Source organism: Anaerolineales bacterium, assembly GCA_015075725.1.
Lineage (GTDB): Bacteria > Chloroflexota > Anaerolineae > Anaerolineales > Villigracilaceae > Villigracilis.
In genome coordinates, this window is record JABTTV010000001.1 from 3,867,180 (window position 1) to 3,892,557 (window position 25,378).

Sequence of the window (25,378 nt, forward strand, 5' to 3'; positions counted from 1 at the left end):
ATACTATGGTGGATGCTGATTGCCGTATGTAAAATCGGGATCGTACAATGCCTGCAGAGACCGAAAACAAACCCCAGATCACCGCATTCACCTGCATCCATCGATCACTCCTAGGACGAGGAGCCGACATCCGGAGAATCCCATGAGCAGCATCAATGTATTAATCGCCAATTTAGATGCGTCACCGGCTCTTGAATTGAGGGAGGTATTGGAGAATCTGGACTATAACGTGGTTGCAGTCACCCACTCCAGTGAAGAAACCGTCGAAACCATCCAAGTTACACAACCAAACATCGTTCTGATGAATTTGCGGGACCGGGGGAAAAGAACCATCACAAAAACAGGCAAACTCATTAAGGATGATTTCGATCTGCCGGTGGTGTACATCGTTGATTACACCAGCGAGATGACAATCCGGAAAGCCGGGGGTACTCATCCCTACGGGTATATATTCACGCCATTCGATGAAAAGCACATCCTGTCCACCATCGAAACCGCCCGGATACGTCACCAGTTCGAAAAAAAACTGGACGAGAACAGGAAATGGTTGAACGCGATCCTGACCTGCATTGGAGACGCCGTGATCGCATGTGACGAGGCGGGGCGCATTCAATTCGTCAACATCGTTGCGGAGAAATTGGCAAGAATTAGCGGCGCTGAAGCCATTGGGAAAAAGATCGAGGAGGTTATAAAGATTCTCGACGAAAGCACCCTCAATCCGAGGGAAATCCGGGAACTGGAGGAGGAGAGTGAAATCCAATCCTATCGGGATTTCGAGGGACTGTTACACGCATACGATGGGACAATCGTTCCAATCCGGCTGCATTTCAACCCGATCAAGGACGAAGAAAAGAACAAACGCGGGATGGTCTACGCCTTCAATGATATTACCTCCCAGAGGGCGGCTCTCAACGAGATCAAACACCAGGCGGGGCGCGCCGAAGCCCTGGCCAGGGTCGCCGAGAAATTGAATTCATCGCTCGAGATCAAAGACGTCCTCGATATGGTCTGCACAGTCACCAACCAGGTGCTCAACACCTCATTCACATTGGTATTTTTGTACGATTCAAGGTCCTCCAGCTATGTGGAAATGGCAAGGGAGACAGTCCACGAGTTGCGCCATGCGAGTGACGATCGGCCGCGTATTTCCTTCGACCGCGAGATACTCATGAAATACCTGCCCGCGGATAAAACCATATTTACCATGCCCGATCTGAGCACATGGGGAGAGCCCCAATATTCGCAAATCATGCACGAACTTCAAATCAAATCCCTTGCTGTTGCCGCGCTGACCAGAAACCAGGATATAAACGGCATCCTGGTTTGTGGTTCGATCGGAAAGGAACGAAATTTCTTCCAGGATGACCTCGAACTCCTCAAAGGTCTTGCCCACCAGGTCACAGCGGCAATTGCCAATGCGAGATTATTCGAACAGATCAAGAACAGCCGCGAACAGCAAAGAAAACTTGCCAAGGGTCTTCTGGAAGTCCAGGAGCTCGAACGCCGCCACCTGGCCAGGGAATTGCATGATGACCTGGGACAGGTATTGACCGGTCTGCAGTTCATGCTGGAGACATCGAAAAGGCAGGCGCCGCCGGTTCAGCAGAAGCAGATAGATGAAATCCAAAAATCGGTGGGCGATGTGATTTCAAAGGTCCGGGAGATGTCCATCAACCTGCGGCCCGCAATGCTGGATGACGCAGGTCTGATCCCCACCTTGAACTGGCATTTCGAAAGATATAAAAAGCAAACCGGGATCAGTGTCCGTTTTCGCCAGGAGAGGCTGACGGAACACATGCCTCCCGATGTCGAAATTTCCGCATATCGCATCATCCAAGAAGCCCTGACCAATACAGCCCGGCATGCACAAGTCGAAGAAGTCGAAGTGAGTTTAGCGGTGCAGGACAACGTCCTGGAGATCATCGTTTCAGACCAGGGCAGAGGATTCGATCCCAACCTGATCTTCGAAGCGCGCACCACAGGGCTGGGCGGAATGCGGGAGAGGGCGGTCCTCCTCGGCGGAAACCTGGCAATTCAATCCATCCCCAACCAGGGAACAAAAATCCTCGCCGTTATTCCAATCTCGACACGAAGGGTTGAAAGGAGAAAATATGACCGTGAACCTTCTGCTCGCTGACGATCACCCCATCGTCCGCCAGGGGCTTTGCAATCTGCTCGAGAACGAGGCGGAGTTCAAAGTGGTGGGTGAGGCGGGAGACGGCGTCGAAGCGGTTGCGCTGGTCGAGCGGCTAAAGCCGGACGTGCTTATCGTCGATATGATGCTGCCCAATTTGAACGGCCTGGAGGTGATGGCACAGGCGCGAAAGATATGCCCGGCGCTCCATTTGATCGTGCTATCGATGCAATGCGACGATGTTTACGTGGTGAAGGCGCTGGAAAACGGCGCCTCGGCATACGTTTTGAAAGACACGGGTCCCAGTGAAATCGTGCAAGCCGTGCGCGAAGTGATCGACGGGGGAACATATTTCAGCCCAAAACTTTCCAATATATTATCCAATATATTATCGGTAAATCTCCGGGGAGATCGGAAAGGGTTCACCAGCCCATATGAATCCCTGACAGACCGCGAGCGCGAGATCCTACAAATGATCGTGGAAGGCTCTTCCAGCAAGGAGATCGGGCGAAAACTTTCGATCAGCCACCGAACCGTGGAACTTCACCGCAGCAGGATGATGAAGAAACTCGGTTTACACAACCGAATGGAAGTCCTGCGCTACGCCTTGAAACACGGGATCCTTGAATTGTAAAAAATGGGAGCTAAGCGTCCGCGCCTTGGATGAAGCAAAAGATGCTTCTATTTCATCAATGATGAAAAGATCTTCCGTATCACCCAATTATGAAAACGAGCAATAACTGATCATTTCCGGTATGGCCAAACCATTTGCATTGATCATCGAGGACGATCGGGATGTTGCCGCCCTGTTTCGACACGCCCTGGACCTGGCCGGCTTCCAAACAGAGATCGCCTTTCACGGCGATCATGCCGTTGAACGGCTATCCTGCAGCCAGCCCGATGTTGCCCTCCTGGACCTGAACCTACCCGGGGTTTCCGGGAATCAAATTCTGCAAATGATCCGCAGAGAGGAGAGGCTGAACGACACCAAAGTGATCGTGATCACGGCTTATTCACAAGTTGCCAGCGGCTTATCGGTGGAACCCGACCTGGTGCTTTACAAACCGGTCAGCATCGAGCAAATGACAACCCTGATCAGCCGGATCACTTTGTCGAAAAATTCTCCCAAGGCGATTCCGTTTCCGCAGGAACCATGGGACGGTCCTTCGGGCCTCTATAACCAGGCTTTTTTCAAACACCGTCTGGAAAACTCGCTCAAGCAATCGAGTGAAATCGATCCGTATCTCTTTGCTGTGCTCCTCTTCAACCTGGAGCCCAACGGCGGAGGGATCAAAACACCGAGACCCGATAATTGGGAGGATATCCTGCACGAGATCGCGCGCGCATTAAAATGCATTCTCCGCCCCACCGATACCCTGGCCAGATTTGACACGGATACCTTCTATATCCTGGTCGAAAATATCCCCAATGGCGAGATCTCGATTCAGATCGCGAACCGGATACAGGAACTCCTATACAGGAAGGTCCCGAATATTTCCAGAATGATCCGAATACCGATCAGGATCGGAATCCTGCTTTGCGACCGCGGTTATGAAAAAGTGGATGTGGTCCTCGGCGATGCAAGATATGCGCTGGCGCTCGCGATTGCACAGGGGGACGAGTCTTCGAAATACTACTACCAGGTTTCCGTAAAAAAGGGTGAATAACTCAATACCTGAATAGACAAGTCCTTAGCATCCTGTTAAAAATTAGAAACTATTAGACATTGGCTCCGGATTGTTTTTGATAACTTCGAGTTTCCAAGCCCTGCCGCTTTTCCGCCGATGGATTTTTTTAACTTGTCTGGACACTAAACCAACTGTAAGGCCGAAATACGTAGGACTACATATTTCCGCAGGAGCCGGCAGATTGCATAATATGTTCAGTCGGGTACCCTACCCGAGAACTGGAGACCTCACATGAACAGAATCGTTCGCGTATCGGTTATCGTTATTTTACTTCTCGCCCTGGCATTTGGCCTGGTCCTGGCTGTGGGCGGCGCAGAGAGAGCTGTGGCGGGAAAAGGTTTCTGCCCTTCTGCAGGATGGAATACCAGGGCAGACTGTTATGCCGGTGAATTCGGACCCTTTGAAGAGATCAATGCGGGGTGGAACACATAGCAAGTTTAGAGAGCAGCATCTCAAGCGTACACGGTGGAGCTTGAGATGCTCTTCATTATGGGCCCGCGAACCCGCTGTCGGTGGTATCCGGTGTTTTTTTTCGTTCGACAGAATGGATCCATTAATAGAATCAGCTTAGTTGCCGCTCGCTAAAAGGCAGATCAACATGAACAAAACCAAACTTATTCTCAATGGCGTTTTTATCCTCGTACTACTCCTCCCAGCGATGGGAGGTCCCGGCAATGCCTTGGCAGACGGTGATCCGCTCAAGGCCGATCCGCGCCTGCTCCAGATGGCGGAAGAGAACCCGGATGCTGTCTTCAAGGTCATCGTCCAAAAGGCGGTCAAGGTCAAGAACTCGACCGAAACCGACCCGGAAGCGGACGTGGAGAACGAGGGGGGCAAGGTCAAGAAACATTTCACAGTGATCGAGAGTTTCTCCGCTGAATTGACCGGCAGGCAGATCCTCAAACTGGCGAAGAAAAAGAAGGTGCGCTGGATCTCGGTGGATGCGCCCATGGTCTCAATGGCGGCTGGCGACCCAACCGTACGTGACGAGTTCGCTAAGGTGGCCTACAGCAATAATAACGGGACGCAAACCTGGGCGGGCAATTGGGCTGAAACCGGCGATGGCAGCGTGAGTGCCACTTCTGGGTATGTTAAGATCTCCAGCGGCCAACTCCAGTTGAGCAGCACGAACCGCACGCTCAGCCGCCAGGCTAATCTGTCCGGTGTGGCATCAGCTACGCTGACCTTCCAGTACAAACGCAGCAGTTTCGACGGCACCAGTGACTATGTGGTGATCCAGGCCTCCGCCAATGGCGGCTCCACCTGGACTGAATTGGGGCGCTTTGCCGGAGCGGGCTCAGACAGTTCCTGGCAGACCGCCAGCTTCAACATCCTGAGCTACGCGGCGGCGAACACGCAGATCCGTTTTGCGACCTCCCCGTCACTGGGGAAGTCCGACATCCTGTATGTCGACAACGTGCAGATTGAATATGCCATCGGGGAACCCCCATCCCCCCCGCCACCCGCCGGTACTTTTGTGGTGAACAGCACCGCCGATGGTGCGGATGCAAATACAAGCGATGGTGTCTGCCAAACCTCGACGGCAAGTCAATGTACTCTGCGTGCAGCCATTCAACAAGCCAATGCCAGCACTGGGGCGAACACGATCACCTTCAACATCACCGGAGCTGGACCACACACTATTCGACCGACTTCTGCCCTACCAAAAATCACCGATGTTGTAATCATTAACGGCGCCAGCGAGCCTGATTTTGCAGGCACACCCATCATCGAGTTGGATGGCAGCCTTGCGGGGGCCGGCATAAACGGGCTGACAATAGAAGCTGGGAATAGTACCATCCGCGGGTTGGTGATCAACCGCTTCAGCGGCGATGGCATTCGCCTGGATATCAACGACAATAACATCGTCGCTGGAAACTACATCGGCACGGATGTCACCGGGGCGCTTGACCGCGGCAACCTCGGCTCCGGCATCTTGCTCTACTACCAATCGGGTGGTAATACCATCGGCGGAACGACAGCGGCTGACCGAAACGTAATCTCCGGTAATGACTATCACGGAATTTTCAACCAGTGGAGCGCCGCGAATGTCATCCAGGGCAACATCATTGGGCTGGATGCTTCAGGAAACGCAATCCTTCCAAACGGATTGTCAACGCAAAACACAAGTGGAACCGGCATTTACATCCAGCAAGCGGATGGAAATCTGATCGGCGGCAACGCTCCCGGATCCGGGAATATCATCTCGGGTAATCTTAAGGATGGTGTGTTTGCCTCCAACTCAAATAACACCACGATTCAGGGCAACCTGATCGGCACCGACCTTACCGGGATGCAAATCCGCGGCAACACCAACGAGGGCATATTCATCACAGGAGGCACCGGCACCAAGATCGGCGGCACGGCCTCGAGCGAGCGCAACGTAATTTCCGGCAACGGGTCGGATGGGATTGATTTTCAATCCACCAACGGTCTAATCCAGGGCAACTATATCGGCACCGATAAGACCGGTACGACCAACCTTCATAATAATCACACGGGGATAAAGGTAAATGGGTATGCCGGTAATAACCTGATCGGCGGTACCGTGCCCGGGTCTGGTAACCTTGTCGCCTATAACTACGAGGGGATCGTTGTTGCCGGTGACACAGTTACCGGGAATGGCGTCCTGGGAAATTCTCTCCACTCCAACACCAGCCTTGGGCTGAACCTCGGTTATGACGGCGTGACGACCAACAATGGTTCGGTCGGTACCGGCGCCAACAGTGGCATGGACTACCCGGTCATCACCTCTGCGTCGGTCTCCGGAGGCATACTGAACGTCACTGGCTACGTAGGCAGCGCCGCCAACCAGAGCACGTTCGCCAACACCCGCGTCGAGTTCTTCAAGTCCTCCGCAGACAGCAGTGGCTACGGCGAAGGCCAGACCTTCGTGGGTTACCTGACTACCGATGCCAGCGGCAACTTCAACGGTAGCCTGCCGGGCTTTGGCTTGGTCTCAGGTGACCAATTGACAGCCACCGCAACGGACAGCGGTAATAACACCTCTGAATTCGGTCCCAATTTCCAGATCCCCATAATTTTCAGCGCCTTCCTGCCGACGACCAGGGCAGATCAACTGAGCTTGGACGGCAGTGGCGTGACCGTCGCAGTAATCGACAGCGGCATAAACTACCATGAGGATTTTACGACTGCCAATTGGAATTGGCGCATCATGGAAAGCATGAACTTCACGAGCGGCAATTCTGATGACAAGTACGGACACGGTACGCATGTGGCCGGCATCATCGCCGGCAATGGTGCCATGTCCAATGGAGAATACAAAGGGGTAGCACCAGGGGCGAACCTGGTCAGCCTCAAGATCTCCGATAAAGACGGCATGACCTACGAATCCACCGTGGTGGACGCCCTGCAATGGGTGTACGACAACAAGGACACCTACAACATCAAAGTCGTAAACCTCTCCCTGAACAGCACGGTCGCCCAGTCCTACCACACCAGCCCGCTTTGTGCGGCGGTCGAGATCCTGTGGTTCAACGGCATCGTGGTGGTGGTTTCGGCTGGCAACAACGGCAACAGCAACGGCTCGGAACCCGATATCCTCTACCCGCCTGCCAACGATCCCTTCGTCATTACGGTCGGCGCAACAGAGGATAAAGGCACGGGCGATCTTACCGACGATACCCTGGCTATCTTCTCCGCTTTTGGCACCACCGAGGACGGGTTCGCCAAACCCGATCTCGTCGCCCCCGGCCGCAACCTTGTTGCTCCCTTGTCTGACAAAGCGTCAACGGTATATACAGCTCACCCCTTGCACCGCGTCGGCGATTATTACTTCCGCATGTCCGGCACCTCCATGTCTGCCCCGGTGGTAACGGGCGCTGTGGCGCTTCTGCTACAGGATGAACCGAATCTCAACCCTGACCAGGTCAAGTATCGCTTGATGGTAACCGCCAACACCACCTGGAGCGGGTATTCCGCCAGCCAATCTGGCGCGGGCCATCTCGATATCTTTGCCGCCGTGAATGGTACAAGCACCGAGACCGCCAACACTGGCATCTTTGCCAGCCAATTGCTATCCACCGGCAGTGAGCCAATCATCTGGGGTTCCGCAGGCTGGAATTCCGCTGGCTGGAACACCGCAGGCTGGAACTCTGTAGGCTGGAACTCCGCAGGCTGGAACTCCGCAGGCTGGAACACGGCTGGTTGGAATTCCGGTATCTGGGATAACTAGGAAATTCAATCATTGACAAAAGCAAAGAAAAGGCAAACCTGCTGAAAGGCAGGGACGCAAAATCACAGACCTAACGGGTGCGGGACAAAGAGCCAAGCCCGCACCCCACGGTGGCTGGATCACCTCCTGCTCTCTGCAAAAAATCGGACACGAACGAAAAGAGAGCATCAATGAAAAATTTGTCAATCCTTACGAGAATATACATACTGGTCGTCATCCTGATCGGTTTCTTTCTCGCCGCATGGGGCGCTCTCGCAATGGACTGGGGTTCCCCGGCACTCTATCTGCTCGCGGCATTGGGTGCTGTCGCCCAGACCCTCAAGGTCGAAGGTCCCACCAATCGGACCAACTACTCCATCGCCTGGTTCCTCTATGGGTTTACCTTCATCGTCCTCGGTTTGCCTGCCGCGATTTTCGTCATCCTGGTCTCCCATCTTGTCGAATGGGCATGGCACAAGTACCCCTGGTACATCCAACTCTTCAATATCGGCAATCACATCCTGCCGGTCTCCCTCGGCGCTGTGATCTTCACCAGCATCAGCCAGGGCAGGCAGGCTCTTAATGCAATCGAAGCCATCGCGCTTGCCGGGAGCAACCTGGTTTTTGTCCTGACCAACCATTTCCTCCTGGCAATCGTGGTCAAGCTGGCGCGCAACCAGAGTTTTGCCGAATCGGGCCTGTTCGAGTTCCTGACCCTTTTCCTTGATTTCACCCTGCTTTCGATGGGATCCGTAACCGGTCTGGCATGGCAGTTCACGCCTCTCGCCTCCCTCTTAAATATTCCGCCCCTCTACCTGCTCTACCAAGCCTTGAGAGTTCCCGCCCTCATGCGCCAGATCTCGGTAATGAAAAAGGAAGTCCCCGATAAGAGCACATCATGAACAGAAATCACAAACACGCCGATCTCCAAAGGGCTCTCAGGAAAACGGTGCAATGAAGCATCGATACAACGATACGTAGATTTACATATACCCCACTTTCACTCAAGGCGATATAACGATACAGGAATTATCGAGTAAAGGAGCCAGAATGCGTAAAACCAGATCATTTTTCAATGGGGTCATCATCCTTTTTTTGCTCCTCGCCGCTTTGGGAGGCCCCATCAACCGGGCGAAAGCGGGTGATGATCCGCCCAAAGCCGATCCGCGCCTGCTTCAGATGGCGGAGGAGAACCCGGAAGCCAGATTCATGGTCATCGTCCAGAAAGAGGCGGAGAACAAGGACCTGAAGGACATGGAGGTCGAGGATGAGGTCCTAAAAAATGGGGGAAATATCATCAAATCATTGGATATGATTGCCGGATTTTCGGCTGAAATGAAGGGCGGGGAACTGCTCAAACTTGCCGGGCATGAAGGTGTCCACTGGATATCCATCGACTCGCAGGTATTTTTGGCAGGCGGATTCGACTCGAACACATTCCGGGACGAATTCAACAGCATCGGCTATAACGGAACAACTGGAACCAATACGTGGATGCTGACCTGGAAAGAGGTGGGTGAAAGCGATGGCGCAACAAAGGGCAAGGTGACGGTGGTCACAAGCAATGAATGTGCGGCAGGGAATTGCCTGCGGATTGGCGGAGGCAAAACCAGCATTTCTGGCCGCGGCATATACCGTCCTGCCCCGCTGGCGCTGGTCACCTCAGCCACCCTTACTTTTGACACCCGTGTAAAAGCAATCTCATCCACCAACGGCACGGTGAGCGTGCAGGTTTCCCCGGATAACGGCAATTCCTGGATCACGCTCGACATCTTCAGCATGAAAGCCTCGGACAGCGGGCAGGTTGCCAGAACCTACGATATCAGCCCCTATGCCACCGCGTTTACGCGCGTGCGTTTCGTTGGAGAAGGCACGGTCAATGGCTACCTGCACGTCGACAATGTTCAAATCGAATATTCACGGCTGGCAAACGCCTACATCCGCAGTGTTCTGGCCAACAATGTCTGGACGAACAATTCCGCCCCCGGGGAGGGAATTACCGTGGCCGTAGTGGATAGCGGTTTGGTGAACCACCTTGATTTGACCACAAATTCTGCCTCGCGTATCGTCGCCTCCGTCGACTTCACCAGAGATGCGAATTTTGTCTATAGCAGGGAGAGCATGACCGCTGAGGCTGTGGTGTCTCATCCATCATCAGGCTTGGAGAGCCAGACATCATCGGAAACCGGATTGGAAAGCCAGGCAATGGTTACCTTGTCAACAGGCGAAGAGATCGCCATTCAAGATATTGGTTACGACGATTACGGGCATGGTACGCATGTAGCAGGCATCATCGGAGGGGCGGGACAGTCATCTGAAGGCGCTCGGATCGGGAATGCGCCAGCGGTCAACCTGGTCAATGTAAAGGTTACAGGCGCGGATGGCAGCGGTTATCTTTCGGATTTGATCTATGGCTTGCAATGGATCTATGAAAATCGCGCCGCTTACAACATCAGGGTTGTCAATATCTCCATGAACAGCGCAACGCCCGAATCCTACCATAGCAGCCCGGTCGACGCTGCGGTGGAGATCCTATGGTTCAACGGCATTGTGGTGGTGGTTTCGGCGGGCAATAACGGCACCGGCAGCGGACCGGTGGAGCTACTGCCACCGGCGAACGATCCCTTCGTGATCACGGTAGGCGCGACCGATGATATGGGTACCCCCTGGCTGTTCGACGATGCCATCGCAAACTTCTCCGCTTATGGAACCACTGAAGATGGTTATGCAAAACCTGACCTGGTGGCTCCGGGGCGAAATATCATCAGTTTGCTTGCAAGCACAAACAGCACAGTGTACGTCGAACATCCGGATCACCGGGTGGATGATAACTATTTCAGGATGTCGGGCACCTCGATGTCGGCTCCGATGGTCACTGCGGCGGTCGTCCTGATGCTGCAAAGAAATCCCAACCTCAACCCGGATCAGGTCAAATATCGCTTGATGGCAACCTCCAACTCGAGTTGGGCTGGCTACGATCACGAAAAAGCCGGTTCAGGATACCTTAATACCTTTGCTGCAGTAATGGGAGATACCATCGAGACCGCCAATACAGGTATTCCTCCCAGCCAGATGCTCACAACTGGAAGCGATCCGATAACCTGGGGCAGCGCCGGCTGGAACTCAGCCGGCTGGAATTCGGCTGGCTGGAATTCAGTTAACTGGGATAGTATCGCCTGGAGCTCGGCAGGCTGGAACTCCGCTGGCTGGAACACTGATTACTGGGACCCCTAGGTCATACAATCAGATTCTTATTCCGAAGAACGATCGGCGTTAAATGAAAGGATAAAATCATGATACTTAATCATCTGACCCAGGTTCATAACTCAATAATCGCCCTGCTTTGGACGGGTATCAGCTTACTGCTTGTCACTTCGATCCACACCCTGATCAAAGAGAGACTTCCCCAAATTACATGCACAATCGGCTGGAACGGTTGAGGAATCGCAAATGACGGAAAGGGCTCCGGCGAAATGCACCGAAGCCTTTTCCGTCATCCATAACAATTGCTGGTTATTCAGAACCACCCTTTCAGGAATCCGCTCGCATTCAAGTCCAAGAGGCTTCATATGAAAGAACTTTCCCTGACGACCAAAACATACCTTGCAGCGGTTTATATTCTGGGCGCGGCATCGTTCCTGCATAACATCCGCTCCGGATTCAATGCAGACCTGCCGATTCTGATCATCCTTTGTATGGCGGCATCGATTTTGCACATTGCCAAGGTGGTTGGGACGACCGTTCGCTCGCATTATACTTTCAGTTTTTTGATCTACGGCTTCACCTTTGTTCATCTCGGTCTCGGCGCAACGTTGATCGTCATCCTGGTCTCGAACCTCGCAGAATGGGCCTGGAACAAACCGCCCTGGTTTATCCAGACATTTAATATATCCAATTATTCCATTTCGATATGGGGGGCGTCGATCGCATTCCAATTCATGAATCCCTCCGGCACGACGGCGTCATCATTCGGGATTCTATCCCTTATCGCGAGCATGACGGTATTCACCTTCCTGAACCATCTGCTTCTGGCGATCATCCTATGGCTGGCGCGCGGGGAGAATCTGAAGGTCTCGCGAATGATGGATTTCTTTCCCTTCGTAATGGACCTGACGGTTCTATTGGTCGGCTGCATGCTGGAACTGGTATGGGAGATCAGCCCGTTCGGACTCCTCCTTTTCCTTTTCCCGTTGTACTTGATCTACACGTCGTTGCGCATCCCGGCCCTCGAACGGCAGAGTGAGACCGACAGCAAGACCGGGCTGTTCAATCATGCCCATTTTAAAAAGCAAATGTCCAGCGAAATGGCGCGCGCCAATCGCTTTGATCGTCCCCTGTCTGTGATCCTGGGTGATCTGGATCTGCTTCGCAACATCAACAATACGTACGGCCACCTTGCCGGGGACGACGTCCTGATCGGCATCAGCAAGATCCTCAACCAATCCGTCCGGGATTATGACGTAGTCGCCCGGTTTGGAGGCGAGGAGTTTGCAATTCTTTTGCCCGAGACGGAACTCTCCCAGGCGTTCGCAAGGTCGGAATACCTGCGCAAGACGATCGAAAAACAAGAGTTTGTGATTGGCACGAGTCCCACTCCGATTCGGGTGTCCATGAGTTTCGGCGTTGCCCAACGCGAAAATTTCAACCAAACAGCCGAGGAAATCCTGCACAATGCGGATCTGGCGCTTTATCATTCAAAATTGAGCGGACGAAACAAATCATACGCATATAAAAACGAGGAATACCTCGAAATTTCTTCGTCTTCGACTGACCAGGCTCCAAATAACCTGACACCCGCCGCAGTTATACCCGGGGACGGCGGCAACTTTACCGATCCCATGGTTCGTCATCCAGTTGACGACTCCGATCCCAAATATAATACGAACGATGTTTCCAATAACATCGAGCCGATCGAGGAGAAAAAGGACGGATCACGCAAAAGCGGAAGAAAATCGGGAACCTCGGATATTGCGGCCCGGCTGTTCGCCTTCACAACATTCCTTGCGTCTTTGCTTGCCTTCACGGCAACGCTCCGATCTTTGCAATTCGAAGATATATACCCGGATCATTGGGGGGGACTCGTCATCCTTTGCCTTCTGATCGTAATATCTGAATTACTTTCGATCGATCTATATTCAAAACGATCCTCGGTTTCGACATCTGCCGTCCCGATCTTGTTGTCTGTTTTGCTATACGGTCCTGTCGGCGTGGTGTTATCGAGCCTGGTGGTGGCACTGTCCCTTTTCATAAAATACCGAAGTCCATTTAATCGATTCTTGTTCAATATTGGAACCCACATCCTGGCAGGCACCGTAACCCTATTGATTGTTTATGTCTTTGGAAATGACTTCCTTGGAATTTCGATCCTTTCCCAGATCGCCATTTGTCTGCTTGCGGCAACCTCCCTGTTCCTGATAACCTCCTGGATGGTGGCGCTCGGCATGAGTCTGGATCTCAAGCATTCAATCCTGGAAGTTTGGCGGGACAAATTTGAGTGGCTGGTGCCTTATTATGTGGGCATCGGGTTCATCGCCTACTCGATGGTCTTCGGTTTTCAATACAAAAACATCGTCGGGCTGCTTCTGATGACCATCCCAATGTTCCTTCTTCGGGTCAGCCAAAAACAATATGTAGACCGCACCCGGCAGGTAGTTGAGGAGCTTCGCGAAAAAAACCAGGTCCTGGTAAAAAAATCCGATGAGATCACGGAACTCAACGAAGGGTTGTTGATGACCCTGGCGGAAATCATCGACCTTCGCGATCCCTTCGTACTCGGCCATTCTTACAGGGTGACCAACTATGCAACTCGAATCGGGACGGCAATGGGTCTGAATTCGAACCAGATCGAAGCGATCCGGAAGGGCAGTCTGCTGCACGATATTGGAAAACTCGGAATACCCATGGAGATCCTCCTCAAACCTGGAAAATTAACTCCCGAGGAATTCAATGAGATTAAACGTCATCCCGAAATCGGGACAAAGATCCTTGAAAATTCCCCCGCCCTGCGGCAGTTGATGCCAATCGTCCGTCACCACCATGAAAAATACAACGGTCAGGGATATCCGGACGGGCTTTCAGGATCTCAAATTCCACTGGAGGTTAGGATCGTCTCCCTGGCGGATACCATCGAAGCCATGTCGTCCGACCGCCCCTACCGAAAAGCCCGTTCCCTTGAATATATCTTCGACGAATTGAGGGCCTGTTCGGGAACTCAATTCGATCCGATCGTGGTTGAACATGCGCTTCAATTATTGAAATCCGGGGAGTTTCTACTATCCGCCAACCAGTTGACCGAGTCCAGGATGACCGTCTTCGGGTCAAGACACCTGATTCGAAAAATGAATACGACTTGAACCATCGATCTATGGGGGAATTTGTGACATTTGAGTGACAAGCATCTCTTCCAATTTATCTCATGATTATATATAATGTATAATCATGAAAGCCATCATTAAAGAGTTCGCCCACAAGCCTCTGAAGGAGGAAATTTACGATGCGCTGCACCGCCAGATCATCGCCGGGAAATACGGCACGGGCGAGTGGCTGAGGCAGGAAGAGATCGCCAGCCAGATGGGCGTGAGCATGACCCCCGTGCGCGAAGCTTTGGACCTGCTGGTGGCAAAAGGCATCGCGGAGCGCGTACCATACCGCGGCGTGCGCGTGCGCGATATGTCTGAGAAGGATGTGGTCGATGCATACGGCATGCGCCTCTTTCTCGAGGCGATGATCGCGCGTGAAACCGCATTGAATATCACGCCCGAGCAGATCGAAAGCCTGGAGTCGATCATGGCAGAAATGGACCGCCATGTTGAGCTGAGCGAGATGCCGCAGGAACGCCAGATGAGCCGCGAGTTCCATGCCGCCATTGCAGAGGCGTCGGGCAATAATCTGTTGATCCAACTGTATGCGATCGTTTCGAACGCATTCCCCGATTGGCTTTTATACGAGGCGCTCTACCGCAAACCGGAACTTGTTTCCAGCAGCGTGGCGCAAACCCACGATGAACATTCCGCCATCCTGGAAGCGTTCAAAAAACACGACCCGGACCTGGCGGTGAAAGTCTCGCTGGAACACGTGATGGAATCGGGCCGGTGGCTTGAAAATTATCGCAACATTCCCGCAAAGCTTTTACAGGAAAAGGAAAGACAAGTCTCGCACTTGATAAAAAAATCCAAGTAAACACATCAGGAGGCAGTATGTCGGAAGAGCTCGAGAAATTATATAAGGACATGGCGCAAAGCATCATCGACGGGGATTCGGATATTTCTGTGGAACTCGCCCAGAAATCCATCGAAATGGGTGTCCCACCGCTGGATGCCATTACCAAGGGATTTGTGGTGGGAGTCAATTACATCGGCGACCAGTTTGGCGCGGGGGAAGCCTTTTTGCCCGAATTGGTAATGGCAGGCGAAGCGATGAAAGCCGCCGTGGCGGTGCTTGAACCGGAACTCTTGAAACTTGGCGAAGCTCGCGAAATCATGGGTCGCGTCATTTTGGCAACCGTCGAAGGCGACATTCATGAGATCGGCAAGACTCTGGTCGGTACGATGCTCAGCGCCTCCGGATTCGAAGTCACGGACATGGGCGTGGACCAGCCCGCCGAGAAGATCATCGGCAGGGCGCTGGAGATCGATGCAAACCTGATCGGCTTGAGCGCGTTGCTGACCACCACGATGGTGCGCCAGCGCGAGTTGATCGAAGAACTGGACAAGGAAAACCTGCGTCCGCGCATCAAGGTAATGGTCGGCGGCGCGCCGATCACCCGCGACTGGGCGACAAAGATCAAAGCCGACGGCACTTCGGAAGATGCCGTGGGTGCAGTGGCACTGGCGAAGCAATTGGTTGGGAAGGCATAATCACCCTACGCCGATGGTCGAGTACGGCGACAGCCCGTATCGAGACCATCACGTTGAATAAAAAATTTCAGTATTTCATAACTTGGTGGTCTTGGTACGCCCCGACAAACACGGGGCTACTCGATCACCAAGTATCAGAGAGAAGAGAGAGAGACATAGCCACTGGAGGGCTCTATGTCTCATAAAAAAATCAAGACCATCAGTGATCCCAAACTCAAATTGGAGATCCTGAGCAAGCAAGATGTACAAAAAATCCACGAAGCGACCTTGCACATCATCGAGAACGTCGGTGTGCGCTTCCCGTCGAAACGGGCGTTGCAGATCTGGCAGGATGTCGGCGCGGATGTGGATCACGAAAAAAGAATCGTCAAGGTCAAGCCGTATCTGATCGAAGACGCGCTCAAGCAAGCCCCTCCCGCCTACATCCTCGGCGCGCGCGACCCGCAGCAAAATCTTCCGCTCGACGGCAACCACGTCAACCTCGGAACCGATGGATGCGGCGTGGAGATCATCGACATCCACACCGGCGTGAAACGCACAACCGAATTACAAGACGTGCGCGACATCGCCCGTGTCGCCGACGCCACCGAAGAGGTCGCGTTCCATTGGGTACCCGTCTCGGCACAAGACACACCGGTCGAAGCGCGCGGACTGCACGAGATCAAAGCCGTGTGGGAGAACTCCACCAAGCACGTGCAGACCGAGTCCATTTACAACGTGGACGAAGCCAAAGCCGCGATGGAAATGGCGATCTTGCTTGCAGGCAGCAAAGAGGAATTGCGCAAGCGCCCCGTCCTCTCGATGATGCAATGCACTGCGCCTCCTCTCGGGCACGACGGCGGGTCGCTCGACGCAGCCTTAATCGCCGCCGAACACGGAGTCCCGACCGGCTTCATGACCATGACGGCCTGCATGACAACGGGTCCGGCCACGATGGCAGGTACTCTCGCCGTCGGCAACGCAGAAGTGATCGCCGCCACCGCTCTTTTACAACTGGCTTACCCCGGCGCACCCGTCTTCTATGCCGCCGCCCAAACAGCATCAGACCCACGCTTGGGGGTCTACACCGGCGGCGGACCGGAAGATTTCCTCTTTGGCGCGGCAACCAATATCCTCGCAGACTTCTATAACATTCCGCTTTCGATGGGTTCCTTCGCCACTGGTGCCAAGGAACCGAACTGGCAAGCAGGTCTGGAGGGCAGTCTCTCCACCTTCATGGCAAGCGTGGTCATGTCTGACATGCTGCTCGGGTGTGGGTTCCTGCACGGCAGCCGCATCTGGTCCTATGCCGAAATGATGATGGACTGTGAGATCTTCTCCATCATCGAAAAGATGATGCACGGCATCGAAGTCAACGCCGAGACTCTTGCACTGGATGCCGTCGCCGCGGTGGGACCGGGTGGTCACTACCTTGCACAGAAACACACCCGCAACCACATGCGTGAATTGTTCCTGCCGCAATTTTTGGATCGCCGCCCATACACACAGTGGGAAGAAAAAGGCGACGATGCCCGCGACTGGGCAGTACAAAAAGCCAGAAAAATCCTGAAAGAACACCAGCCCGACCCGCTGGATGAAAAAGTCAGCAAAGAATTCGAAAGAATTATCAAGTCTGTAGAAAAATAAATAGTCGGCTTTGTATGGGCGAGGCTCGTACCACGAAGTGGTATTACCTCGCCCATACAAAGGAAATTCTCTTCGCCAAAGAGAACTCAACCCAATTAGAGGTGTCATCCATGAGACCAAAACTAACCCTGCTCAGCGATTACATCATCGCCCGCATCCTTGCGGAAGCGTACGAATTATTATTGCGCCCCGGCATCAAAGTTCAGAATGAAGAAGCGCGCCATCTGCTTAAGCGCGAAGGTGTGCTCATTGACGCGGATACCCACGTTGCACAGATACCCTCCTCACTCGTACACCGCGCCTTGGAAAGCGCGCCTCGCGAATTCCACCTCTACGACTATCACGGCAACCCCACCGTCCACTACGGCGGCGACTCGGTTCACTTCGACCCGGGTTCCTCCGGCATCACCATGCTCAATCCCGACACGCTCGAGCATGACACGACCGAAACCGAGCACCTCGTCCGCCTGCTCAAAGTAGCGGAACAAATTCCACAATACGACGCACAATCCACCGCCGTGATCTGTCACGACGTTCCCAAAGACATTCAAGATTCCTATCGCCTCTATTTGGCATTGCTCTATTCCAAAAAGCCCATCGTCACCGGTGCCTTCACCAACCAGACCGTGCAAGAGATGATTGACATGCTCGCACTCTTTGCAGGCAGCCCCGAAGCCGCCCGCGAAAAACCGCGAGCCATCTTCGACGTCTGCCCCGCACCGCCATTGATCTGGTCGAACTTTGGGGCGGGCAATCTTATTCAACTTGCGCGTGCAGGCATTCCTGCCGAGATAGTATCTGTGCCGTTGGCAGGCGCGGCGGCTCCCGTCACCATGCTTGGGACGGTCACCCAACACACGGCAGAAGTTCTCGCGGGCATCACCATCCATCAACTCGCGCATCCCGGTTCGCCCATCGTGTGGGGCGGCGCGGCAGCCATCTTCGACATGAAAAAAGGCGCCACACCCATGGGAGCCATCGAAACCGCCATGCTCGATTGTTCGTACGCCCAAGTTGCCAAGACCCTCGGCATGCCCACCCACACCTATCTCGGTGCCACCGACTCCAAACTGGTAGATGCGCAAGCCGGGCTCGAGAGCGGCATCACCGCCATGGTCGGCGCATTGAGCGGCATAAACATGATCTCCGGCTCCGGCATGTTGGACTTCCTGGCCTGTCACAGCGTCGAAAAACTCGTCATCGACGCAGAAGGCATCGCCATGGCAAAGCGCATGGTGATGGGAGTCAAGCAGCACACCGACACCCTCGCCACCGGCTTCTACGATGAAAAGATCAACTTCAAAGGCGGCGACTTCCTCAAGCAAAAAATAACGATGCAACTTTTCCGCGAAGAACAGCATCTACCCAGCGACATCATCGACCGCAACTCGACCCGCCAGTGGAAAGAGTCCGGCTCTTTGGATGCATTCGGCAGAGCCAAACTGCGTGTGAAGGAATTGCTCGCCTCTTACACCCGACCTGAACTTGATCCCAACCAGACAGCGCGACTCCACTCGTACATGCTCGACCTCGCTAAAAAGGCAGGCATTGAAGAATTACCCAGGCTGGAAGATTTAGAAGTTGCATGATAAACGATGGACGATAGACCGCTGACAATGGTCTTCCGTCCATCGTCAGCACTTTATAGTGTGCGCCTTGGTCATTCATAACCCACCATTTTGAATTCCTATTTCCAAGGAGGCACACATGCAACCTAAACTCTCCCTGCTCGATGATGCCCTCATACAACGCATCCTCGATGAAGCCTACCAATTGATGCTCAAGCCCGGCATCAAAGTACAGAACGCCGAAGCAAGACGCCTGCTCGCCGAAGCCGGAGCACAAGTGGACGAAGACAGCATGGTCGTCCGGATTCCCGAACAGATCGTGGTCAAAGCGCTGGAAACCGTTCCCAGAGTGTTCCACCTCTACGATTACGAAGGCAATCCCAAGGTCCAGTACGGAGGCGACGCGGTTAACTTCGACCCCGGCTCCTCGGGCATTTCCGTCCTCATCCCAGAGACCTTGGAGCACAAGACCGCCGAAACCGAAGACCTGCTGCGCGTCATCAAGATCGCAGAATGCCTCCCACAGTACGATGCGCAGTCCACGGCGGTGGTTTGCCACGATGTGCCCAAAGATATTCATGACCTGTATCGTTTGTACTTGGTCATGCTGTATTCGAAGAAACCGATTGTCACAGGCGCGTTCACGAATCAAACTGTGAATGCGATGATCGACATGCTCGCCATTTTTGCGGGCGGACGTGACGAGCTGCGCACCAAACCGCGCGCCATATTCGATGCCTGCCCCTCGCCGCCGCTGATCTGGTCGAACTTCGGCGCGGGTCAATTGATCGAACTTGCCAGAGCAGGCATCCCGGCAGAGATCGTCTCCATGCCGTTGGCGGGCGCGGCGGCTCCCGTGACGTTACTTGGCGCGGTCACGCAGCACGCGGCAGAATGTCTTTCGGGCATCACCATCCATCAACTCGCGCATGCGGGTTCGCCCATCGTGTGGGGCGGCGCGCCCGCCATTTTTGAAATGCGCAAAGGCGGCACTCCGTATGGAGCCATTGAAACTGCCATGATCGACTCGTCCTACGCGCAGGTCGGCAAGGCACTCGGTCTGCCCACACACACCTACCTCGGCGCCACCGACGCGAAAATCCTCGATATGCAGGCAGGCATGGATAGCGTCATGGGCTTCCTCGTCGGCGCGTTGAGCGGCATCAATATGATCTCCGGCGCAGGCATGTTGGACTCACTGCTCTGCCAAAGCCCTGAAAAACTCGTCATCGACGCGGAAGGCATCGCGATGGCAAAACGAATGTTGAAAGGCATGCTCGTCCAATCGGAAACGCTCGCCACCGAATTCTTTGAAGGCGTCAACTTCAAAGGCGGCGACTTCCTCAAACAAAAAGTGACCATGAAACTCTTCCCGAAAGAACAGCACATGCCGACGAAGATCATCGACCGCGACTCAATCCGTGGATGGAAAGAATCCGGCTCGTTGGATACCTTCGAGCGCGCGCGAGTCCACGTGAAGGAATTGCTCGCCTCCTACACTCGACCTGTGCTTGATCCCGTCCATGAGGCGGAACTTCACAATTACGTTTTGAATCTCACCAAGCAAGCCGGTATGGATGAACTGCCAAACTTGGAAGGAATTGTATTTGCTTAGAGACAAGTAACGAGAAATGAGTAACGATTTACAAGGTACAATGCCCTCGTTTTTCGTTACTCATTTCTTAATTCCCAAACAATCATGCTAACCCTCCCTGAACTTCTCCGCATCCCTTATGTCGACTCCGGTTTGAATTACGCCATCTCGCCTGATGAGAAGCGGATTGTCTTTTCGTGGAACAAATCTGGCACTTGGGAGTTGTGGGAAGTTAGAGGATTAGAGATTAGAAGATTAGAGATTGGACTGGCTGGAGCAAAGTTTTCGCCCCAGTTCTCGCCGGATGGAACAAAGATCGCCTTTGCGCTGGATTTGGATGGAAGTGAGTCCTATCACATCTGCATCCATGACCTCACTACCAACATCTCCACCGACCTGACGCCGGATATTTTATATGCGCATCAACCCAATGTGTCGTGGTCACCAGATGGAGAGTCACTGGCTGTGCTTTCAGATGCCAAGGGAATCTTCTCGCTTTATGTCCTGCCGTTGGATGGCAGTAGCGCGCGGATGATCCGAAATATCTTCCATCCCTGCTGGGATGCGGCATGGTCGCCGGATGGAAAATGGATCGCGGTCGAGTCGGAGGCGGCAGCGAGTGACCGAAGCATTCACATCGTGCCAGTGGGTCGACATAAAGGAAAAGTTCGCACCGTTCAATTGACACAGGATGGTAAACCTCTGAATGCGCAGCATCCAGCCTGGTCGCCCGACTCGAAGACCCTGGCATTTTCCTGTGAAAATAGCGAATGGTTCAATATTGGTCTATTCCATGTCGAAACACAGGGAGTCAGCTGGCTGACCGATTCCACTGGCGACGACACCCAACCCACGTGGTCGCGGAGCGGGGAATTAATCGGCTGGGTACACAGCGAAGGGGCGCGAACCAGCCTCCAGTTTATGCGTGGAGGCGATGCAATTCGCGAGGTGAAGGTCGGTGAGGGAGTCCATGCCCGACCGCAGATCACTGCCGATGGGGTCGTCATCCTGTATGAAGACGTGAATCACCCGACGGATCTATGGAAGATAAACCTTGAAAGCGGCAAGGAAACGCAACTCACGAAGTCGTTGGATGTGGAGTTGAATTTTGCGCAGCCTGAAGAAGTTTGGTATCCGGGCTTGGACGGTGTGCGGGTGCCCGCCTTGCTGTATCGCGGCGCGGGTGATTTTGCCGTGCTTAACATCCACGGCGGACCAAATTGGCATCTGCAATTCTCCTGGAATCCGGAGTTGAGTTTTATGACGGCACAAGGATGGACGGTGCTTGCACCGAACTATCGCGGCTCGACGGGTTATGGCAAGCAGTGGCAAAATGCCAGCCGATTCGACATGGGCGGCGTGGATAATGACGATTGTGCAGCAGGCGCAAAATTTCTATTGGATAATGGGCTGGCGAAAAAGGTCGCGGTGACCGGGCGAAGCCACGGCGGGTATTTGACCATGACCTGCCTGACGGGTTACCCTGAATTGTTTGTTGGCGGGTCGGCGGTTGTGCCGTTCCTGAATTGGATAAAATCACATTATGCGTCGCGCGAAGATCTGCAGCATTGGAACATCGAGAATATGGGCTACCCGGAAGAGAATAAGGACCTGTGGATGGCGCGCTCGCCATATTACTTTTTGGATAAAGTGAACTCGCCCGTGCAGATGATCTGCGGTGAAAATGATCCGCGCTGCCCGGCGTCGGATTCAATTGACTCAAGAGATAAGTTGGCGGAATTGGGGAAGGAAGTAGAATTGCTTTTGTACGAAGGTGAAGGGCATGCGTTTTATAGGATCGAGAACATCATCGATGCAGAGATGAGGCGCATGGAGTTTTTGGAGCGAATTCTGACCGTAGACCGCAGAGGGTAGACCGCATTGAACGGTCTGTGGTCCACCGCCCCCGGTTAAACGACTTTTTACAGGAGAATACATGCAACCATTAATGTTCCTGTCCGATGAAGATTTACAAGCCATGCATGAAGCGACATTGCAAGTTTTGCATGAGGCGGGTGTATTCTGGACGCACAGACCCAGCCTGGAAATATTGCAGGGAGCGGGATGCAGGATAAAAGACAACCGCGTCTTCTTTCCGCCCGACCTGGTGATCGATTCGATCGCCAAAGCCAACAAGAGACCGGTCATTCGCGGACGAAACGGGCAGGTTAACAGCCTGGGCGATGGCAACCTGTACTTCCATAACCTCGGCGGCGCGCGGGATGTGTACGATGCGCGAACAGGCTCCCGCCGCATGGCAACCGCACGAGACTGCGCCGATGCCGTCCGACTTTTGGATGCACTTCCCAATTGCAATACGGTGACGCCATTCTTCACCCCGCCGGATGTTTCAAATGATATGCTATCGCTTTACATGTACCGTCACGCGCTTTCGAATACGGTCAAGCCGGTGCAGGGACCGGGAATTCAATTCGGTCATGAGGTACGCTTTGCCGTGGAGATGGCTGCGGTGGTCGGCACGCCTGCCAATGAATTGACGCTTTCACTTTCGCCAGTCAGTCCATTGACGATGCACGACATTGCCGCCGAAGCCATCATGGAGATGGCGAAACATGGTGTTATTCATGCCAATCTGCCCTGCCCCACCGGCGGCGCGACTTCACCAATGACGATCACGGGCAGTATCGTACAGCAAAGCGCCGAGACACTGGCTCCGCTGGTTCTCGCCCAATTGATCAACCCGGGATGCGGCGTGGTGTATTGCGGCAGATTGGGGATGCTGGAGCCTCGCACCGGCCTGATCTGGGGAGGCGTGGAGTTGGGCATATCCTCCGCCGCCACGGTTCAACTCGGACATTATTACGGATTCAGCGTCAACGTGTATGGATTTTCGACCAATGCCCATACGCTGGACGCACAAAACGCCTTCGAGCGCGGACTGAACGCCGCCATCCCCGCCCTGGCTGGAGCGGACGAACTCTCGGGCATCGGCGAAATGGAAGCGGGCGTGATGGGGTCCTTCGCCCAAATGGTATTGGACAACGAACTTGCGGGAAGCATCCTGCGCCTGCACAAAGGACTTTCCGCAGATGCGGATCACATCGCTGTGAATATCATCCTGGATGTAATGAACGGCACGCGCAACTTCCTCGGGCAAAAGCACACCATGAAGCACCTGCGCGGTGGCGAAATGGCGCTGACCAAATTCGCCGAACGCAATTCGTGGGACACGTGGGACGAAAAACTCGGTCGTAAACAGATGGCGGATTACGCCATTGAGGAATCGGAGCGTATTTTACGCGAGCATCAGGCCCTGCCGCTGGAGCCGGCACAAGAAGCAGAATTGGATAAAATACTGGCAGGAGCGGAACGGGAGACGGCGAAGAAGAAGTAAGTTGCCGTCATTGCGAAGGCGGCAGTCCGAAGCAATCTCCCAGCTAAAATAATGAGATTGCTTCGTCGCCCTTCGGGCTCCTCGCAATGATATAAAAAGGAGAATTTATGATCAAACAGGCACATGCAATTTCAGAAGAACTCATCGAATGGCGGCGCGATTTTCACATGCACCCCGAAACCGGCTTTGACGTTTTTCGCACAGCGGGAATCGTTGCCGATGAATTGGAAAAGATGGGATACAGAGTCAAGCGCGGAGTTGGCAAGACAGGCGTCGTGGCAGAAATAGGCGAGGGCGGGAAGGTTGTCGCCATCCGCGCGGACATGGATGCCCTGCCCATTTTCGAATTGAATGAGACCGATTATGTCTCGCAAAATGAAGGCAAAATGCATGCCTGCGGACACGACTCGCATACCGCGATGGCTTTGGGCGCGGCAAAAATCCTGGCAAAGGAAAAATTTATGGGACGGGTGCGTTTTCTCTTTCAACCCTGCGAAGAGACGGCGGATGAAGAAGGATTAAGCGGCGCGATGCGTATGTATGACGAAGGCGCCGTGGACGGTGCAGATTACGTCATTGCCCAGCACGTGGACCCAACGAGACCGGTTGGCACCATTGCCATCAATGAGGGCGCAAGCGGCGGCGGCGTGACCAATTGGACCGCGGTCATTTACGGCAAGGGCGGCCATGGGGCGCATCCCCACGATTCAAACGACCCTTTCGTGATGCTTGCGCATGTCATCATGGGCTTGAACGCAATCGTCTCGCGCAGGCTGAATCCGTTCGAACCGGCGGTGGTCAGCATCGGCGCGATCAACGGGGGCTTTGCGGAAAACGTCATCCCGGACAAGGTCGAAATGATCGGCACACTGCGCTTTACCTCGATGGATGTCGAGAAGCAGATCCGCGAGGAAGTAACACGGGTGTTCGAGATCGTAAAATCCCTGGGCGGCGATTACGAATTGAGTTTTCTTTTCGGGGGCATGCCGACCATCAATGATAAACAGGTCGCGGATACGATCGCGCAAGTCGGGCATGACCTGCTCGGCGAAGGCAATGTGCATCCTCTCCACAAAACACTCGGCGCGGAGGATTTCCCGTACTTCCTGCAAAAGACGCCGGGCGCGATGTATACCCTTGGCACGATGATCGAAGGACGTCCCCTGTATGAATTGCACCATCCCAAATTCGACCTGGACGAACGCGCCCTGCCGATCGGCACGGCGGTGCTGGCGGAGACGGCGTTGAGATTTTTAAGGCAATAACAAACACCTTCATTGCGAGCCGCGCATTTGTTTGTTGCGGCGAAGTAATCACAGTGTTAACCAGGAGATTGCTTCGGGCTTCGCCGTTCGAGGCTCGCCCCCGCAATGACAAATATAT

At 53.8% G+C, this 25,378-nt stretch carries 17 protein-coding genes and 1 riboswitch; all 17 genes read left to right on the forward strand.

The window, feature by feature from the left end; translation table 11 throughout:
• Positions 1–142 precede the first annotated feature (142 nt).
• The 17 genes from HS100_18475 to HS100_18555 all read left to right on the forward strand — a co-directional run bounded on the left by HS100_18475 (position 143) and on the right by HS100_18555 (position 25,260).
• Positions 143–2,137: a PAS domain S-box protein gene (locus HS100_18475; GenBank protein ID MBE7435909.1), complete on the forward strand. Its 1,995-nt coding sequence runs from the start codon at positions 143–145 to the stop codon at positions 2,135–2,137.
• Positions 2,112–2,768, forward strand: coding sequence for a response regulator transcription factor (locus HS100_18480; protein MBE7435910.1), 657 nt, complete (start codon positions 2,112–2,114; stop codon positions 2,766–2,768). The genes HS100_18475 and HS100_18480 overlap by 26 nt, the downstream gene beginning before the upstream one ends.
• Before the next feature lie 121 nt (positions 2,769–2,889).
• On the forward strand, positions 2,890–3,801 hold the full coding sequence (locus HS100_18485; protein MBE7435911.1) for a response regulator: 912 nt from the start codon (positions 2,890–2,892) through the stop codon (positions 3,799–3,801).
• Positions 3,802–4,053: 252 nt separating this feature from the next.
• Positions 4,054–4,254, forward strand: coding sequence for a hypothetical protein (locus HS100_18490; GenBank protein MBE7435912.1), 201 nt, complete (start codon positions 4,054–4,056; stop codon positions 4,252–4,254).
• A gap of 166 nt (positions 4,255–4,420) precedes the next feature.
• Positions 4,421–8,017, forward strand: coding sequence for a S8 family serine peptidase (locus tag HS100_18495; GenBank protein ID MBE7435913.1), 3,597 nt, complete (start codon positions 4,421–4,423; stop codon positions 8,015–8,017).
• A gap of 21 nt (positions 8,018–8,038) precedes the next feature.
• A riboswitch (cyclic di-GMP riboswitch) is annotated at positions 8,039–8,144 on the forward strand.
• Positions 8,145–8,187: 43 nt separating this feature from the next.
• Entirely contained in the window at positions 8,188–8,898 is a 711-nt protein-coding gene (locus tag HS100_18500) for a hypothetical protein (protein MBE7435914.1), read from the forward strand.
• Positions 8,899–9,046: 148 nt separating this feature from the next.
• A complete protein-coding gene (locus HS100_18505) occupies positions 9,047–11,230 on the forward strand; it encodes a S8 family peptidase (GenBank protein ID MBE7435915.1) in 2,184 nt (727 codons plus the stop codon).
• Positions 11,231–11,289: 59 nt separating this feature from the next.
• A complete protein-coding gene (locus HS100_18510) occupies positions 11,290–11,436 on the forward strand; it encodes a hypothetical protein (protein ID MBE7435916.1) in 147 nt (48 codons plus the stop codon).
• A gap of 129 nt (positions 11,437–11,565) precedes the next feature.
• A complete protein-coding gene (locus tag HS100_18515; GenBank protein MBE7435917.1) occupies positions 11,566–14,349 on the forward strand; it encodes a diguanylate cyclase in 2,784 nt (927 codons plus the stop codon).
• 85 nt (positions 14,350–14,434) lie between these two features.
• Complete coding sequence (locus HS100_18520; protein MBE7435918.1) at positions 14,435–15,175, forward strand: GntR family transcriptional regulator; 741 nt, start codon at positions 14,435–14,437, stop codon at positions 15,173–15,175.
• Between the two features lie 17 nt (positions 15,176–15,192).
• A complete protein-coding gene (locus HS100_18525; GenBank protein ID MBE7435919.1) occupies positions 15,193–15,852 on the forward strand; it encodes a corrinoid protein in 660 nt (219 codons plus the stop codon).
• A 174-nt stretch (positions 15,853–16,026) separates the two neighbouring features.
• Positions 16,027–17,478 (forward strand): trimethylamine methyltransferase family protein, encoded by a 1,452-nt coding sequence (locus HS100_18530; protein MBE7435920.1) that lies wholly within the window; start codon positions 16,027–16,029, stop codon positions 17,476–17,478.
• 110 nt (positions 17,479–17,588) lie between these two features.
• Positions 17,589–19,067 carry a trimethylamine methyltransferase family protein gene (locus tag HS100_18535; GenBank protein MBE7435921.1) on the forward strand — a complete coding sequence of 493 codons (1,479 nt, stop codon included), beginning with the start codon at positions 17,589–17,591 and terminating at the stop codon, positions 19,065–19,067.
• Positions 19,068–19,185: 118 nt separating this feature from the next.
• A complete protein-coding gene (locus HS100_18540; protein ID MBE7435922.1) occupies positions 19,186–20,661 on the forward strand; it encodes a trimethylamine methyltransferase family protein in 1,476 nt (491 codons plus the stop codon).
• Positions 20,662–20,745: 84 nt separating this feature from the next.
• On the forward strand, positions 20,746–22,515 hold the full coding sequence (locus HS100_18545) for a S9 family peptidase (GenBank protein MBE7435923.1): 1,770 nt from the start codon (positions 20,746–20,748) through the stop codon (positions 22,513–22,515).
• Positions 22,516–22,576: 61 nt separating this feature from the next.
• Positions 22,577–23,995, forward strand: coding sequence for a trimethylamine methyltransferase family protein (locus tag HS100_18550; GenBank protein MBE7435924.1), 1,419 nt, complete (start codon positions 22,577–22,579; stop codon positions 23,993–23,995).
• A 107-nt stretch (positions 23,996–24,102) separates the two neighbouring features.
• Positions 24,103–25,260 (forward strand): amidohydrolase, encoded by a 1,158-nt coding sequence (locus HS100_18555; GenBank protein ID MBE7435925.1) that lies wholly within the window; start codon positions 24,103–24,105, stop codon positions 25,258–25,260.
• Positions 25,261–25,378: the final 118 nt, after the last annotated feature.